The organism is Ferrimonas aestuarii, assembly GCF_005116665.1.
Taxonomy (GTDB): Bacteria; Pseudomonadota; Gammaproteobacteria; order Enterobacterales; family Shewanellaceae; genus Ferrimonas; species Ferrimonas aestuarii.
In genome coordinates this window covers 60024-77032 of sequence record NZ_SWCJ01000018.1, presented here as the reverse complement: position 1 = coordinate 77032, position 17009 = coordinate 60024, and the positions used below count along the sequence as shown (strand labels likewise).

The 17009-nt window shown below is 54.3% G+C and carries 13 protein-coding genes; 5 read left to right on the top strand and 8 right to left on the bottom strand.

Features of this window, described 5'->3' with window-relative positions; translation table 11 throughout:
- Positions 1-261 precede the first annotated feature (261 nt).
- Both FCL42_RS17840 and FCL42_RS17835 read left to right on the top strand, forming a co-directional pair.
- The gene (locus FCL42_RS17840) at positions 262-1419 is read left to right on the top strand and encodes an efflux RND transporter periplasmic adaptor subunit (protein ID WP_169308441.1); all 1158 of its coding nucleotides are present in this window, start codon (positions 262-264) and stop codon (positions 1417-1419) included.
- Positions 1419-4556, top strand: coding sequence for an efflux RND transporter permease subunit (locus tag FCL42_RS17835; RefSeq protein WP_136864789.1), 3138 nt, complete (start codon positions 1419-1421; stop codon positions 4554-4556). The genes FCL42_RS17840 and FCL42_RS17835 overlap by 1 nt, the downstream gene beginning before the upstream one ends.
- 68 nt (positions 4557-4624) lie before the next feature.
- Here the strand turns inward: FCL42_RS17835 and FCL42_RS17830 are convergent, their stop codons facing one another.
- The 7 genes from FCL42_RS17830 to FCL42_RS17800 all read right to left on the bottom strand — a co-directional run bounded on the left by FCL42_RS17830 (position 4625) and on the right by FCL42_RS17800 (position 12654).
- Positions 4625-5929, bottom strand: coding sequence for a sensor histidine kinase (locus tag FCL42_RS17830; RefSeq protein WP_136864788.1), 1305 nt, complete (start codon positions 5927-5929; stop codon positions 4625-4627).
- Positions 5926-7305 (bottom strand): sigma-54-dependent transcriptional regulator, encoded by a 1380-nt coding sequence (locus FCL42_RS17825; protein WP_136864787.1) that lies wholly within the window; start codon positions 7303-7305, stop codon positions 5926-5928. Before FCL42_RS17825 ends, FCL42_RS17830 begins: the two co-directional genes overlap by 4 nt.
- An 88-nt stretch (positions 7306-7393) precedes the next feature.
- Positions 7394-8587 carry an ABC transporter permease gene (locus FCL42_RS17820; RefSeq protein WP_136864786.1) on the bottom strand — a complete coding sequence of 398 codons (1194 nt, stop codon included), beginning with the start codon at positions 8585-8587 and terminating at the stop codon, positions 7394-7396.
- A 10-nt stretch (positions 8588-8597) separates the two neighbouring features.
- Complete coding sequence (locus tag FCL42_RS17815) at positions 8598-9911, bottom strand: ABC transporter permease (protein WP_136864785.1); 1314 nt, start codon at positions 9909-9911, stop codon at positions 8598-8600.
- 20 nt (positions 9912-9931) lie between these two features.
- Positions 9932-10636 (bottom strand): ABC transporter ATP-binding protein, encoded by a 705-nt coding sequence (locus tag FCL42_RS17810; protein WP_136864784.1) that lies wholly within the window; start codon positions 10634-10636, stop codon positions 9932-9934.
- A gap of 10 nt (positions 10637-10646) precedes the next feature.
- Positions 10647-11909 (bottom strand): efflux RND transporter periplasmic adaptor subunit, encoded by a 1263-nt coding sequence (locus FCL42_RS17805; protein WP_136864783.1) that lies wholly within the window; start codon positions 11907-11909, stop codon positions 10647-10649.
- Positions 11910-12114: 205 nt separating this feature from the next.
- Positions 12115-12654 carry a hypothetical protein gene (locus tag FCL42_RS17800; protein WP_136864782.1) on the bottom strand — a complete coding sequence of 180 codons (540 nt, stop codon included), beginning with the start codon at positions 12652-12654 and terminating at the stop codon, positions 12115-12117.
- Between the two features lie 300 nt (positions 12655-12954).
- Between FCL42_RS17800 and FCL42_RS17795 the strand changes: the two genes are divergently transcribed.
- The 3 genes from FCL42_RS17795 to FCL42_RS17785 all read left to right on the top strand — a co-directional run bounded on the left by FCL42_RS17795 (position 12955) and on the right by FCL42_RS17785 (position 16767).
- Positions 12955-13794, top strand: a complete 840-nt coding sequence (locus FCL42_RS17795) for a 23S rRNA (adenine(2030)-N(6))-methyltransferase RlmJ (RefSeq protein WP_136864781.1) — start codon at positions 12955-12957, stop codon at positions 13792-13794.
- Positions 13795-14059: 265 nt separating this feature from the next.
- On the top strand, positions 14060-15742 hold the full coding sequence (locus FCL42_RS17790) for a hypothetical protein (RefSeq protein WP_136864780.1): 1683 nt from the start codon (positions 14060-14062) through the stop codon (positions 15740-15742).
- Between the two features lie 80 nt (positions 15743-15822).
- Complete coding sequence (locus tag FCL42_RS17785; RefSeq protein ID WP_136864779.1) at positions 15823-16767, top strand: LysR family transcriptional regulator; 945 nt, start codon at positions 15823-15825, stop codon at positions 16765-16767.
- On the opposite strand, the gene FCL42_RS17780 is transcribed toward FCL42_RS17785, so the two are convergent.
- A complete protein-coding gene (locus tag FCL42_RS17780) occupies positions 16754-16951 on the bottom strand; it encodes a hypothetical protein (RefSeq protein WP_136864778.1) in 198 nt (65 codons plus the stop codon). The two genes, FCL42_RS17785 and FCL42_RS17780, sit on opposite strands and share 14 nt — an antisense overlap.
- Between the last annotated feature and the right edge of the window lie 58 nt (positions 16952-17009).

Below are 17009 nucleotides of genomic sequence, written 5' to 3'. Positions count from 1 at the left end.
GCAACGCTCAGGAGGGGGAAATGACTGCTAAAACCGAAGCTTAGCCATCGGTATTTTGGGTCTCTCAATCGTTATCTTCTAAGTTACAACCAAATGATTGTTAGCTTTAGACTAATAAAGTGCTTGGGAATAACAAATTTACCCTACCTAATCGCTGAGATATCTTGTGCCGCCATAGCCACTGTAGTGATCCCGATCACCAACAGTTATGGATTTAAGCGCCCAAACAATAAGGGCGCCACAGCACGCCGGAGACCTCAGATGCGACTTTCAAAACTCTCTATAGCTTTGTTGCCTTTAGCCTTGATGGGCTGCCAAAGCGAGCCAACTCAAGCCAATGCCCCAGCGCCTGCGCTTACTATCGAAGTTGCACAGGTAGCCCAAACTCAAGTTGCTCAGTGGCAACAGTTCACCACTCGACTGCAAGCCCCTCAGCAAGTGCTGCTGCGCCCTCGAGTCACTGGGGTGATTGAAGAGGTGGTCTTTGAGGAGGGCAGTGACGTTAAGCGGGGCGACCTTCTTGTGCGCCTTGATGCCCGTCCGTTTGCCGCTGAAGTAGAGCGCCTGCAAGGGGAGCGTCGTCGCGCCATTGCTGCGTTAAATCAGTCCCAATCGGAAGCTCGCCGCAGCAAGCAGCTGCTGTCTAGCCGTGCCATCTCCACGGAAGAGGCTGAGTCGCGTCAGTTTTTGGCGCAGCAGCGCCAAGCGGAGTTGGCTTCTATTGACGCAGCGCTGGAAGCGGCGCGCTTAAACCTCGGCTACACCGACATTCGTGCGCCCATCGATGGGCGCGTGTCCTTGGCACAGGTGACTGCGGGCAATGCTGTGACCTCGAACCAAACCGTATTAACCTCATTGGTATCCACTGAGCGGGTATACGCCTACTTTGATGTGGATGAGCGTCGCTGGAATAAGATGTTCGCGGCCGAAGCGGCTGAGCATGTGCTTCCGGTTGAAGCGCAGCTTACTGGCGAGAGTGACTTTAGCCATCTAGGTCAGTTGGACTTTATTGACAACCACGTGAATGCCGCCACAGGAACCATGCGAGTGCGTGCCACCTTCAATGTGGATTCTCGTGCACTGCGACCTGGCGCGTTTGCGCGGGTGCGCATGGCACCAATGCAAGCGCAGACTCAGATTCTAGTTCCGGATCAAGCGATTGGAACTGAACTGAGCAATCGTTTTGTGTTGGTGGTGAACGCCGACAACGTACTTGAATATCGTCAGGTGAAACTGGGCCAGCGTGTTAACGGCCTGCGTGTGGTGACCGATGGTCTGCATGCCGGTGAGCGTATCGCAGCCAACGGCCCAGCTCGAGTGCAGCCAGGCATGACCATCACCCCTGAAACCGTGGTGTTAACCCTTCCTAAAGCGGCCGTGGCCAAACAGCCGGCCACCAAGTTAGAAGGGAACGCTTAATGAACATCAGCCACTTTTTTATTCGGCGGCCGATCTTCGCGTCGGTACTGTCGCTGATCATCCTGATGATTGGTGCACTCTCACTGCCACAGCTACCGATCAGTGAATACCCAGAAGTGGTGCCACCTACGGTGGTTGTCGCTGCATCCTATCCCGGTGCCAACCCTGAGGTGATTGCCGAGGTAGTGGCAACGCCCCTGGAGCAGGAGATCAACGGCGTGGAGGAGATGCTGTATATGTCTTCCCAAGCCACCGCCGATGGCCGGCTAACGCTCACCGTGACCTTTGCCCTTGGTACCGACATTGACCGAGCTCAGGTGCAGGTGCAAAACCGGGTGAACGCCGCACTGCCACGCTTGCCTGAAGAGGTTCAGCGCCTCGGGGTAGTGGCCCAAAAGGCATCGCCAGATCTGACCATGGTGGTCCACCTCTATTCGCCGGACAACAGCCAGTCCATCGCCTTTTTGGCCAACTACGCCGACATGAACATCAAAAACCAGCTGGCACGTCTGCCTGGAGTGGGCCAGATCAGCATCTATGGTGGTGACAAATACTCCATGCGCCTGTGGCTAAACCCAGATGAGTTGGCGGCCCGTAACCTAACGGCCGATGACGTGGTGGCTGCGGTGCAGAACCAAAACCGTCAGGTGGCGGCGGGTTCCTTAGGCGGGCAGCCGACGCTTGAGGAGAGCAAGTTTCAGGTACTGCTGAACGTCAAAGGCAGGTTGAGCAGCGTTGAAGAGTTTGAGCGCATCGTGGTGAAAGTGGGTGAGCAGGGCGCGGTGACCTATTTGAGTGACGTGGCTCGTATCGAGTTGGGTGAGCAGAGCTACGCCCTGCGCGCCATGCTCGATGGTCAAACCGCCGTTGCCATGCCTATCAATCAGCGCCCCGGTGCTAACGCCCTTGAGCTGTCGGCTCAGGTGCGTGAGGTGATGGACGATTTGGCCAAAGATTTCCCTGAAGGGGTGACCTACGGCATCTTCTACGACCCAACCCAGTTTGTGCGAGCCTCCATTGATGCGGTGATCAGCACCTTGCTGGAAGCGGTTGCCTTGGTGGTTATCGTGGTGATTCTGTTCCTGCAGAGCTGGCGCGCGGCGATTATTCCGCTGGTGGCGCTGCCGGTATCGCTTATTGGTACTTTTGCTGCCATGCAGATGATGGGGCTGTCTATCAACACCTTGTCGCTGTTTGGCTTGGTGCTTGCCATCGGCATTGTGGTGGATGATGCCATCGTGGTGGTGGAGAACGTAGAGCGTAACATAGGTGATGGTCTGTCGCCGGTGGAAGCCACCAAAAAAGCGATGACCGAGGTTACCGGCCTCATTATTGCGATCTCTTTGGTGTTGTGTGCGGTGTTCATTCCGACCGCCTTTATTGAGGGCTTGTCAGGTCAGTTCTATAAGCAGTTTGCTCTGACCATTACCATTTCGACGCTGATCTCGGCTTTCTGTTCGCTAACGCTGTCTCCGGCAATGGCTTCGCTGCTGTTAAAACCCCATGGTGCCAAGCCGGATCTACTCACTCGAGTGTTAGATCGCATTTTAGGCAAAACCGTGTTTGCGCCCTTTAACCGTGGCTTTGATGCCCTGTCGAACGGATACACCAACCTAGTAAAACGCATTCTGCGCATCTCTGCCGTAGTACTGGCGGTGTATGCGGTACTGCTTGGTTCCACTGGCCAGTTGTTCAATATGGTGCCTGGTGGTTTTGTGCCGACTCAAGATAAGCAGTACTTAGTGGCCATTGCGCAGCTGCCCGATGCCGCCAGTTTGGATCGTACCGATGCGGTGATCCGTGAAATGGAGCAGATCTCCCTGAATACCCCAGGGGTGGCACACACCATCGCTTTCCCTGGGTTGTCGGTGAATGGTTTTACGAATGCCAGTAACGCCGGCATCGTGTTTGTGACCTTAGATGACTTTGCCAATCGTAAGGCGCCTGAGCTTTCCGGCCCAGCGATTACTGCAGAGCTCAACAAGCGCTTTAGCGTGATTGATCAGGCTTTCGTGGCGGTATTCCCACCACCACCCATTCTGGGGTTGGGCACCACCGGTGGCTTTAAGTTGCAGATTGAAGATCGCCGCAACTTAGGCTTTGAAGCCCTGTTTGACTCGCTGGATGCCACCATTAAGGCGGCCAACGAGCGCCCTGAACTGACCGGACTGTTCTCAAGTTTCCGCATTCAGGTGCCGCAGATGAACATTAACATCGACCGTGAGCAAGCCTTGCTGCAAGGCGTACCGCTAGAGCAGATCTTTGGCACGCTGCAGACCTACTTAGGCTCTCGTTACATCAACGACTTTAATGCCTATGGGCGCACCTTTCAGGTGAATGCACAGGCCGATGCTGAGTTTAGACTCGACCCTGAGCAGATTCTGCGCATGAAGGTACGTAACGCGGCTGGCAATATGGTGCCGCTCGGAGCCATGGTGAGCGTAGAGCCAACCACAGGTCCTGATCGAGTGATGCACTACAACGGCTATGTGACCGCCGAGCTAAACGGTGGTCCTGCGCCGGGATACAGCTCAGATCAGGCGCAAGTTGCCATCGAAGAGGTGCTGGCGCAAACCCTGCCTGATGGCATCAGCTTTGAGTGGACTGAGGTGACCTATCAGCAGATTTTGGCAGGCAACACCATGTTGTACGTGTTCCCGCTGGTGGTGGCCTTGGTATTTCTGGTGCTGGCGGCGACCTACGAGAGCTGGTCTCTGCCGCTAGTGATCATCTTGATTGTTCCGATGACGCTGCTGTCAGCACTGGCAGGGGTGTGGATTGTCGGCGGTGATAACAACATTTTCACCCGCATTGCGTTAATTGTATTGGTGGCTCTAGCAGCGAAAAACGCCATCTTGATGGTGGAGTTTGCCCGAGAGTTGCAACAACAGGGAATGGACCGCGTTTCGGCCATTTTAGATGCCTGTCGACTGCGTTTCAGGCCCATTTTGATGACCTCCATCGCCTTTACGGCTGGGGTAGTGCCGCTGGCACTGGCTACTGGTGCAGGCGCTGAGATGCGTCAAGCCATGGGCGTTGCGGTGTTCTACGGCATGATCGGGGTAACCCTGTTCGGCCTGCTATTTACACCACTGTTTTACGTTAAATTGACCAAAGACTCAGAGGAGCAGCAATAACGAATTAGACGACTTTGAACTTTGACACCGTACAAGCAGAGCGCCGCCCATTGGGCGGCGCTCTGCGTTTAAGCTTGTGGCTGAGGGTGATAGGGCAGAGACCAACTTACTCGCATGCCACCTTGCTCTCGGTGTTGTAGCCGCATCTGGCCGTGGTGTGCTTCGATGATCTCTTTGCACAGGGCGAGGCCCAATCCGGTGCCCTCTTTTTTGGTGGAGTAGAAGGGCAGCAGCGCCTGCTGCATGACGGTGTCACTCATGCCAGAGCCGTTGTCTTGCAACTGCCAAATGAGAGCATCCCCTTGGCTTTCTACCTTGAGGTGCAACTGATTGGCGCCAGCTTCGGTGGCATTTTTCATTAGGTTAATCAGCACTCGCTCCAGTTGACCCCGATCAAATTGGCCCCACGAGGTGGTCAGCTCCCAAGTCAGAGGAAAGTGCTCGGCTAATGGGGTGATGAGCTCAGCTAAGTTGTGATTGCCGATGCGAGGGCTGGGGAGCTTGGCAAAGCTGGCGTAGCCTTGAATAAAGCCATTGAGATCTTTGCAGCGGGCTTCGATGTTATCAAACACGCGAGCCAGACGAGGATCGGCGTCACTGCCAATCAGTTTGCGGCCACTGTGGCTCATGGAGCTGATGGGGGCTAGAGCATTGTTGAGCTCATGGCTGATGACTCGAATGACCTTTTTCCACGCGGCGGCTTCCTGACGCGCCATCTCTCGGGTGATCTCTCGGGCCAGAATCAGCCGATGGGCTTGGCCATGGATCTGAAATTCGCCACTGATCTTATGATAACTCTGACCAAGCTCCGTCAGTTGGAACAGACCATCTTGGGTTTGGGTGAGCATCTGCGCCATTTCAGTTGAGACCTCGGCCAAGGCATGATCCAGTTTTTTGCCCGCCAAGGTCGGCTGGCCCAGCATTAGCTCACAGCGATGATTGGCAAACACCACTCGCTGACGCTGGTCGCACAACAGCACCAGCATGGGCGAGTTCTGTACCACTTTGTCCAGCAGTAGCTCGCGCTGATGCAGGTGGTAGCGCTGCTCCCTTAGCTTTTCGGCGGTGCGGTTGTAGCTGATTAAGAGCGCTTTGATGGGGGCTGGCCCGGTTTCAGTGAGACTGTTGGCATAGTCGTTATCACCAAGGTTTAACAGTCCAGTTTCCAGCCCAGATAACCCTTGGGTGATGGGGGCGATCAGTGCATTAAGGCTCAAGGCGCAGGTTAGGGTCGCCACCAGTACGGTGGTGAGCCACAGAGCCCATGAGGGCAGAGCCAACAGTTGCCCTAAAGAGAAGGTGGCAATCACGACCGTGCTAATAATGACGGCTGCCACTAGGGTTCTCGGTAGCCAAAAGCGCCAGCCGTTCATCGCTCAATGCCCAATTTTTCCATGCGCCGATACAGCGCTTGACGGCTCAATCCTAAAGACTTTGCTGCACGGGCGATGATCCCTTGTTGGTTACTCAACGCCTGAATGATCTCCAGCTTACTGGGTTCTCTATTCGGGAGTTGAGTCGAAGTTGTCTTCTCTGTGCATGGGGGATGAGGCGGATTGGAGCATGGGGCTTTGGCCTGGGGCAACGCCAAATGCTTGGGTTCGATGTTGTCGCCCCCACTGAGCAGAGTGGCTCTGGCCATGGTGTTTTCTAGCTCTCGCACATTGCCCGGCCAGCTGTGACTGAGCAGCGCCTGCTCAGCCTGTGCCGTGAGCAGAGCTCCGGTCGTGGTCAAAAAGTGGCGGGCTAGGGGCAAAATGTCGTCACTGCGCTCAGCGAGAGGGGGAAGCTCCAGTGGGATGACGTTGAGGCGATAGTAAAGGTCTTCGCGAAATTCGCCATCTGCCATCGCTTGGGTGAGATCCGCATTGGTGGCGCTGAGTACCCGAACGCAGACCTTTCGGGTTTGGCTGCTGCCTAGACGTTCAAATTCGCCCGATTGCAGTACCCGAAGCAGTTTTACCTGACCGGAGAGGGGCAGGGTGCCCAGCTCATCCAGAAATAGGGTGCCGCCATCGGCGGCTTCGAAACGGCCAATGCGGGTCTTTGTGGCGCCGGTATAGGCGCCGACCTCAGCACCAAACAGTTCGGCTTCCATCAAATCTGCAGGCAGAGCGCCCACATTAACCTTAATGAAGGGGTGGTGGTTGAGGCTTGAGTTGGCGTGGATGATCTCGGCAATTTTCTCTTTGCCTGCGCCATTGGGGCCTGTGATCATCACTGGCAGATCCGATTTCGCCACTTGAATGGCCGTGTGGATAAGCTGCTCCATCTGAGTACTGGCAAAAATGGTGCCGCACAACTGATGCTGCTCTAGCTGATCTCTCAGAGCTTGTTGGCGATAGCGTTGATGTTTTAGCGCCTGACGAGACTGAGACAGAGCCATCAGGTTGGCAACACTGGTCAGCAGTTTGTCGTCATCCCAAGGTTTACCTAAGTAATCCGCCGCACCGGCTTTGACCAGTTCTACCGCCATGGATACCTCGGTCCAGGCCGTTAGCAGAATTACCGGCAGATCCGGCTGTCGTTGGCGCAGCTGATAAAATAGGGCTTTGCCTTCTTCGCCACTGGTGGTGTCGCTGCTGAAATTCATATCTTGAATGACCAGCGCCACTTCGTTGTGCTCTAACTGGTTGAGTGCCTGCTCCGGTGACAAGGCGCTCAGGCATTGGTAGTCCGCCAGTTCCAATAAGAGGGTGAGGGCATCGACGATGGCGGGGTTGTCGTCGACAATAAGAATCTGCTCCACAGTCGTCCTGTCTTTAAAGTGGGAGTTACCCTAAGGTAACTCCTTTGTTTCGTTATTTCAGCATCTTAATTCTTGGGATGTGAGTCCTTTAGATGCTGCGTGTGGCCAAGGCTGGGGAGATTCGACTGGCTCTGATGGCTGGAGAGGCCACCGCCAGTTGCCCCAAAACCAGCAGGCCCAATGCGGTGATAACTAAGTAGCTTAGGGGGAGGCTGGTTACCTGATAGTGGCTTGCTAGCCAGCGACTTAGGCTCAATGCCGCGATACAACCTATGGTGATGCCGCCGAGACAGAGCATGGCGTTTTCCAACAGGAAGAAACGCAATATTTGCCAATGGGTTGCCCCTAGGGCTCGGCGAGTGCCGACCTGCTTGCGGCGCTGATTGACACTGTAGCTTGCCAAGCCAACGACGCCCAATGCGGTGACAATTAGCAGCAGCACAATGATCGCCATGAGTACCTTGGCCATGCCATTATCCGCTGCGTACGCTTCTTTTCGGGTCATGTCGAAGGTTTCGAACTGATTTACGACTCGGTTGCGAACCCTTTTCAGCATCACTTCTGAGAGCTGAGCCAGCACCGCCTCCCTCTGATTGGCTTCGGCTCGAACCACGAAACGGGTCAACTTTTCGGTGTCCATCTCCATTGGTAACATCAAGCTCATAAAGGTATTTCGGTGCTCTTTCCAAGGTGATTGCAGCCGCTCTACCACACCAACCACCGTTAGGGTTCGACCACTGGTGTAGAGGGTATTACCGATGGCGGAGCCATTTGGGAAGAACCAATCTGCGGTGGCCTTGGAGATGATAAGGCTGGTGGGAAACCCTTCATCCACAAAGTCGTCGCTAGTAAAGTCTCTGCCTTCAATGATCTTAAGCCCAAGGGCGCTTACCTGATTGATGTCGCCCCAGTAGTGGGCCACATTGGCTTCGGTCTCGTGGGCTTCCTCTGAGCGCATCAATGAGCTTGAGTTGCCACTGTCGCTCAAGGGGATTTGATTCACCGCTGAAGCACTGATGACTCCGGGAATGGCTTTGAGGGATTCAATGTCCGCTCGCCGCTGGTTGCCGATATTGATGCTGGGATCGTTCTCAATCACGGTAAAGCTCAACACCTCGGACTCAGCGACGCCGCTAGGCAGTTTCATCAATGCCAACCGTTCAACGATGATGAACGCGGCGTTGGCGACAATGGCCAAGGTGAGTGCCAGTTGTAGTATGATTAGGATCGGGCCAACTTTGTTGCGAAGCATGGCCGATAGCATCGGGCGAAGTTCTAGCATAATTAGCCTCCTATTGAATCTTCAGGTGATGGGACAGTGAGCTTTGGCAGATGCGCCACGCTGGCAAAATGCCAGCAAGCAGAGCAGCAACCGCGGAGATCCCCAGCAGCAGGGCCCACATTTGTGGATGGAACTCGGTGATGGCGCTGTAGTTTTGATACAGGCCTTGAATGCCATGCAGGCCGATGGCGGCAAACACCAGCCCCAACAGGCCGCCTAAGAGGCCGATCACCGCCACTTCCACTAGGTGTTGCAGGAAGATCTGCCCTTGGCTTGCGCCTAAGGCACGGCGAACGCCTACATGAGGGGCACGGCGTAGGAACTTCGCCAGCAGCAGGCCGACCATATTGACCAAGCACACGCCGAGAAACATAAAGGCTAACGCCACAATCACCTTGGTATCGTCATCAACCACCCCTCGATAGACCAGCCATTCGCCAACACTTCTTAGTTTGCCGTAAGCGGTGTCCGACGGCATACGGCCCAACTCTTTCTGCTGCGCCACATAATTGTCTAGCTGTTGCTGATAGGGAGCGATGTCCGCTTGGGAGGCGAACTCAACCCAATACTGCACCCAGTAACGTTCGGAGTTGAGGCGATCTTCAAAGGATTTACTCGGTTCACGCTTCCAGCCATTGGTATTGCCCCAAATGGGCATCTTATTGGTGGGGGCTAAGGCGATGGGAAGAAAGATCTGTTCACCTTGGTGAATGGAGCCGTTATTGAGGTCGTACACCAAGGGCGTGGGGGTAAAGGTTTCGATTACGCCAACAATGGTGTAGATCACGCTGCTGGCATCGATGGTTTTGCCGACGGAGTTTGTGCCATTAAACAGCTTGTCGTTAAGGCGCTTGTCGATAACGACTTCATTAACGCCGCCGTCATCGGTTGCCATACTCCAGGTGTCGCCATAGATAAAAGGCACATCGAACATGGCAAAAAAGTCGCGGCTAGTGGCTCGGCCTAAGACGCTAAATGGGATGATGGTGTCCGATTCGGGTTTAACAATAAATCCGGTTCGGTACATGGCCACTTGGCGAATCCCGCCCCCCATTTCCAATAGATTCATGGCATCGGGGTAGCTTAACTGCTTCGGTAGATCATCGACCGTACCGGGGCTGAAATCGTCGTGGGCGGTTTTAAGTTGTACCTTATACAAGCGATCGTTTTTATGAGCCATGGGGTTATGATCCATCGCCATATAAACGGTCAAGGTGGTGCCAGCCACGCCGATGCCAATGGCCATCGCCAGCACCATTAGTGCCGACATGACCGGGTTTTGCCTTAGCGCCAGCAGCGCCAATTTGGTGTAGTAGAGCAACATAGGGTTCTCCTTGGCGGCGGTTAGGCGTGAGCCCGCTGAGGTTCGGTGTTGGCAACCATGGCAAGATCGCAAACCTGACCATCGACAATGTGGATGTTGCGCTGCGCCCGAGCGGCCAGTTCGTTGTCGTGAGTCACCATGATGATGGTGGTGCCATTGCGATTGATCTGCTCCAGTAGCTCCATAACTTGCCGGGCCATCAAAGAGTCCAAGTTTCCGGTTGGCTCATCGGCCAGCAAAAAGCGGGGCTCGCCAGCTAAGGCGCGGGCGATGGCCACGCGCTGCTGTTGTCCACCAGAGAGCTGAGACGGCAGGTGTTTTAGGCGCGCAGAAAGCCCCACTAGCTCCAAAGCCTCTTCAATGCGGCGCTTGCGTTCACGGGCGTTAAAGCCTCGATAGCGCAGGGGCACATCGACGTTGTCGAACAGGTTAAGGTCGGGAATCAAATTGAACCCCTGAAAGATAAAACCGATCTTCTCGTTTCTAAGGCGTGAACGCTCATAGTCGTTGAGGCTAGCAACCTGCTCGCCGTCAAGAAAATACTCGCCGCTGCTGGCGGGCTCAAGCAGACCGGCAATGTTCAAAAAGGTGGTTTTACCTGAGCCCGATGGGCCGGTGACGGCCACAAACTCACCGTCATTGACCTCAAGGTTTAGGCCGCGTAGGGCGTGGGTTTCAATCAGTTCGGTTTGGAACACTTTACCAATCTGGTTCATGGATAACATTGGGGTCTCCTTAGTCGTTAATCAGCAGCTGATCCTGTTGCTGCATGGGAGCTAAATCGGAAATGATCAGGGTATCGCCGGGCTTGGCACCGGAAACAATCTGGATGTGGGTGAGGCTTCTGGCTCCAAGGTCGAGGGGGATCTTGGTGGCCAGATTGTCGTTAATTCGGTACCCGAAACGACCGCCACCGCTTTGTACAAAAGCGCCCCGTCGTATCTTGATGACGTTTTCCAGCCGCTGCAGGTGGATCTGGGCGTTCAGTCTCTGGTTTTGGCGTAGCCCTAGATTCGCCTCAAAGGGGAAGCGTACTCGCACTTTCACTTGGTTGTTGAGCACCTCTGGTGAGATGCCCCCAATCTGGCCGGTGAGCGTGGTGCCAGCCACTTCTAAGGTTACCGGCATCGCCAGTCCCAGTTCGTCGGCGTAGATCTCCGGGACTTCCAACTCGGCCTGATAGTCTTTAAGGCTGACGACCGACATCAACGCTTGATTGCGACTGACCTGCTGGCGGTTATCTACTAAGGTGTTGCCCACCATGCCGGAGATGGGAGCGGTAACGTTCAGTTTGTCCACTTTTCGCTTGAGCTCAGCAAGTTTCAGCTGTTGCTGCTGAAGCTGCAGTCTTAGGCTACGCTCCTCAAACTCCAAGGTGTCTCGAGCCAGTTCGACCTCCTCTTTGGCGTGACTGAAATCAAGCTTGGCACTGGCAAACTCATCCTTGGCTTGTTCAAAATCGATGTCGCTGATCAAGGATTGTTTGATCGCTTCATTGGCCCGTCGGTGCTCTCGCTCGGCGGCTTCCAGAGTCACTTGAGCTTGATCCAGTCGGCGCTTGAGCTCCAACTGCTGTCGGCGGGCATCGAGACGTTCGCCTTCAAGGCTCATCTGTAGGCGTTCCAGCTCCGCTTTGGCTTGGTCGTATTGGGAGGTAAGCTCCGGGCTGTCGATGCGGATCAGCAGCTGGTTTTGTTCCACCTGATCTCCGGGTTGGGCAAACAGTTCCACCAAGCCTTCGCTGGTGGCGTACACCATGGGGGCATTGGCGGCGATGATCTTGCCTCGGGTATTGATCTCCCGCGTGAGTGAGCCGCGCTCGACCATGGCGGTTTGCACGCCACTGGCGGCGATGCTGTTTTGGGGTTGGCTGAGTAGGTGGCCTCCCCAGCTTAAACTGGCGATTAAGGCGCTGAGGCCCAGTGCCCCTTTGACCCAAGTTCCTCTCTTTTTGGATTTGGGTTTGATGACATCCTGCTCAGTGGTGTTTCGAATCATAATGACGCCTACTGTCCATGTGTAACTGATAACTTACGATTAACGGTTATTTAGCAGTAAGCGTGCCAGAAATTATTTTTATTATATTCAATGATTTATGATTTTTGGCATGGTCAGAGTGTCCGCAGCGGACACTTTTTCAAGGTGAGCGGACACCGGCTTAGGATATCGGACAGTGGCAGCGCCAAGCGATGAGCGCGTTTGGTCAGTGTGCCAGCCACCAGTTTTGAATGCGGATGGCTGAGGGCATGACGCCGTTGCCGATTCCCACTTGTTGAATCAGAGGATGTTGATTGATGAGGGCGAGAAAGAGCGTTTCCTGTGGTTCGAGTACGTCCACCACCAGCAGGTGCTGCCCTTGGCGAATCTCTTTATGGAAGGTGCGCTGTAACTGCTCTGGGGTACTGACACCAATCAGACCGCCTTCCCAAACGCTGAAACCCAGCAGCACCGCGGCAAACATCAAGATGGGAGTCCAACCGACGCTGCTGTCAATGCCCAGAGCAGTGGCGACTACTAAGCAAACAAGCGCTAAAATTAGGCCGATACGAGCGCCTTGAATGCAGCAGTGGGCGAGCTCTAAGAAGATAAGCGATTGCCAAGATTGCAGCCTGAGCTTCGATGCTAAGGCATCCCGCGGACTGATAACGTGGATCTGCGCAGGCGTGAATCCTTGGCGCTTGAGTTGATGCTCCAAAAGACCAAGTTCGAAGAGGCTTGAGGCCAGTAAAAAGTGTCGAGTCATCATCGTCTCCCACAGTGGGTCGTCCGTGATGATGGGCGTTTTGAGAGTAACCTCAATGTCGCCAAAGACCTTAAGTACGCCGCAGACGTCAAACTGGCGCTACCTTTATCCGTAGCTGCTCTGCTGTGGCGCACAACGCAGAACAAAGTATAACCAAGGCGATGCCATTCGGCTGGCAATGTTTCGGGGTTTTATATCAATCCCGTTCATGTTGTTGCTGAATGAGCAGGCCATGAGTGTGATTGGTATAGGCTTATTGATATACTTGCCCGATTGCATTTCTAATGAGCACCCCAAATTATGCTGAGCTACCGCCACAGTTTCCATGCTGGTAATCATGCCGACGTACTAAAACACACCGTGCAGGCGCTGATCGTTGAGTCACTAAAGCGTAAAGATAAAGCCTTTATGATTCACGACACTCACTCTGGAGCCGGTCGTTACGACCTGCAATCTGAGCATGCGGAGAAGACCGGCGAGTACGTGGATGGCATCGCCCGCATCTGGGGCGAAGATTGTCCTAAGGCGATGCACCCCTACCTGAAAGTGGTCAAAGAGCTAAATCCCAGTGGTAACCTGCGCTACTACCCTGGTAGCCCATTGGTCAGCGGCAGCTTGCTTCGTGAACAGGACCGCATGGTGCTGACCGAGTTGCATCCGTCGGATTTTCCTCGTTTGCGGCAGGAATTTCGAGGCCGCCGTCAGGTAAAACTGTATCAGGAGGATGGCTACCAGCGCCTAAAAGCCTCACTGCCACCGAAAGAGCGCCGAGGTGTGGTGCTGATTGACCCTCCTTATGAGCTGAAAAACGAGTATAAGGATCTGGTAAAAGGGGTGAAAGAGGCGGTAAAACGCTGGGCGACGGGCACCTATGCCATCTGGTATCCAGTGGTGCGGCGTCAGGAGATCACCACCTTAGAGCGCGCCTTGGAGCGCACCGGCATCCGCAATATTTTGCAGATTGAGCTGAATGTGGAAGACGACAACATGGATTGGGGCATGACCGGCTCAGGCATGATCGTCATTAATCCGCCATGGACGCTGGAAGAGCAGATGCAGGAGCTGCTGCCCTGGCTAACGCCAAAACTGGCTCAGTCAGAGCAAGCCAACTTCCGTCTGCGCTGGATCGTACCTGAGTAATGTTGGCTTACTAAGGACATGGATGCCTTTGGCCCCAGATATAGGCTAGGAATCAGAATTCGTTCGTGATTGGAATCGGCCCATCGACTTGGTTTTGGGCAAAATCGGAAACTGAGTATCAGACAAAGGCGCAGCGAGAGCTGCGCCTTTTCGCTATCAGGGCAACGGGCTGCACGCAATGGCCTTGGCCATCATGGATGGGCTCGCCTTACCACGGTCTACTCTTTAAACTATGAAAAAATCATCGGGTTAGAGGGAATTACCAATGAAAAAGCGCATTTTCGCCACTGCGGTTGCCGCCGTGGCTCTGGGAAGCTGGTATCTGGTTTCAACGCCACGCTCCATTGAGTCCCACATTCCCGACGATTCCGTCATGGTGATGGTGCAGTCCACGCCGGTTGAGACGGAATCGTTGCTGAGATTGAGCTTTTCAGGTCAGTCTCTGACGGAGCAGGAGCTGGCCGTATTGATGGATGAGTTGGCCAGTGTCGATAGCACCGAGCTCAAATTTCTGTCTGAACTGTTGCTGCCGATGTTTGATCCCATGACCGATTGGGGCAGTCTGGTGGAAACCACTGGCATCGCGAAGCATTCAACGGGCGCTTTCTATTTCATTGGTGCCTCTCCGGTGTTTCGCTGGAGCTTAGACAGTAAAACAAACCTGCTGTCGGCTTTAGATAGGGCCGAGAATCGCGCTGGCATGACCCATCGCGATGAGCGAATCGATGGCATCGAAGCCAGGGTGTACGATCTCAAAGCCAAAGATGGCCCCACGGTTGAGCTGTGGTTCGCCGTCAGTGACCAAGAGTTGGTGGTGACCTTAGGGGCACCTATTCTCTCTACGGAACAGTTGAAAATCGCTCTGGGCAGCACGTTGCCAGCCCACTCCCTTGCCGACAGCCAAAGGCTGACACAAATTAAGCAGCGCTATGGCTGGCAACAGGGCAATGTCGCCTATTTGGAGCATCAGCAGTTGTTAACGGGGCTGATGACCGAGTCTGGAAACTCTCTGGCGAAGCATCTGAATTCGTGGGATGAATGGCGTGATAACAGTGGTGAGCTTAAAGACCCCATCTGTTATGAGGAGCTTAGTGGCATCGTCAGCAATTGGCCTCGAACCGTGTCCCACTACCTGTATCAAGGCAGTGAGCTCGACGTCAAAGTGGACACACAGATTGTGCTGGAGTCAAAAAATCAGGCCATTCTTAATGCATTGGGACAGCTAAGAGGCTTCTTAGCGCCCTATACCCGAGAACTGGCGGGCAGCTGGATGAGCCTTGGTGTCGGGATCAATGGGGAAGCCTTGGTGCCGAGTCTAGTTACTCTGCGGGACCAATGGCTGGAGCAGCCTTACGAATGCCAATGGCTTGGTGAATGGCAAGATGAGCTTAAGTTGATGCCGCCGGAAACCTTGGCGATGTTTTCCGATGCAACCCAAGGGTTTAAAGGCGTTGGCGCGGCCATCATGGGCGTGGATCTTGCGGGTCTGGAATATGACGAGCCTGCTACCGATTTTGATGGTTTGGTGAGCATCAGTGCCAGTAACGTCCCAGCGCTACTTCAGTTGGCGGCTAACTTCATGCCAAGCCTTGCCAATTTGCAGATCCCTTCCGACCAAACGCCGATGGATCTCAGGGAATTTGTACCGGAGCTTGCCTATCAACCGATGCCAATTTGGGTACAACGAAACGATCATCACTTGGTGATTTATGTGGGCGAAAAGGGAGAAGCGGCCGCCAATACGCTGCTTCAACAGCCGATGACGACCAATGGCTTGATGTCACTCACACTGGATTATTTGGCACTGGCTAAGGCGGTTAAGCAGATGGGGTTAGAGCCTGAGTTGGAGCAGGAGCTGCGGCGAAGCTTCAGTGGCCACCAGAAGATCTTGATGCAAGTCGATGTGACCGAGCAGGGCATTGAGGTCAGTGGCAGCGCAAGACGTTAGGGGTAACTCATTGGGTACGCTGGCGTTCTCCCAACGCTTTGCGTACCATCGGTTTATCGCCTGATGCCAGATCCCAGTGAATGCGCCACAACCTAAATCAACTGCCAGTTCTACTGGCTCTCCTTGAACTTAAGAACCTAACTCGGGCTGCTGAGCGGTTACACATGACTCAATCTGCGGTCAGCAAAACCTTGGCTCAGTTGCGACAGAGTTTTAACGATCCGTTGTTAGTACGCCAAGGGCAGCGCTATTTGCTGACGCCAAAGGCGGAGCAGTTGCAACTGCAGCTAACGCCTTTGATGTCTGGTCTTGATGGGCTTTATCACCAAGGTGAGTTTGAACCGGCGCGGTGCCAGCGCAGCTTTGTGCTGGCCTCCTCCGATTATGTGGCTCAGTATATCTTCCCCGACATCGCGGCAGAATTCGCCTCCCAAGCCCCTTTGGCGCAGATTGAGTTTCAGTTGTGGCAACCCAAACGCCTCTCAGGTTTGGCGGATGATAACTTGGATCTGGTTTCAACCATTATCGAGCCGATACCTGAAACCTGTGTTGGTATTTCCCAGGGGCAGGACTGTTTGGTGATGTTGATGCGTCAAGGACACCCTTTGGCTGGGGTTTTGAGCCCAAGTTTGGAGGACTACCTGTCTCTGGCGCACTTGAGTGTCACCGGGGGAGGGGATAAAGACAGCCTTATCGACCGTCACCTTGCTGAGGTGGGACTGGAAAGAAACCTCGCAGCTAAAGTGCCGTTTTTTCATGGGGCTGTGGCACTGCTGGCACGGTCAGACTTGGTGTTGACCACTCCGCTGCATATCGCTGCGCAGTTGGCTGAGTCCCATGGGCTGTGCATCAAAACCCTGCCTGTGGCGCTACCGGAGCATGAATACTATCTGTTTTGGCATCAGCGTTGGCATCATGATCCTGCTCATACCTGGTTTAGAGAGTTGGCCCTGCCGTATTTGCAGGGCCACCTTCAGCACTATTTGACCCTTGGTCAGCAGCGCTGGCTGCCTACAACGGGGTGATCTCGCCCGCTTCGCAGAACCTGAGTACCTCTTCGCAGATGCCGTATTGGTCATCTGGGAAGCTGGTTAAACAATCGAGCCACTGCTGGTGACAATGAGGGCTGATGGCGTAGCTGTCTTGGCTAAATACGGCACTGCCAAAACCGATGGCGGCAGCGATGGCCAGAATGTAGGTGCGAGTCATGATGTTTCTCCTTGTTATTGATACTCCTGAAGCTATCACCGAGTGTCCTCAGATATTT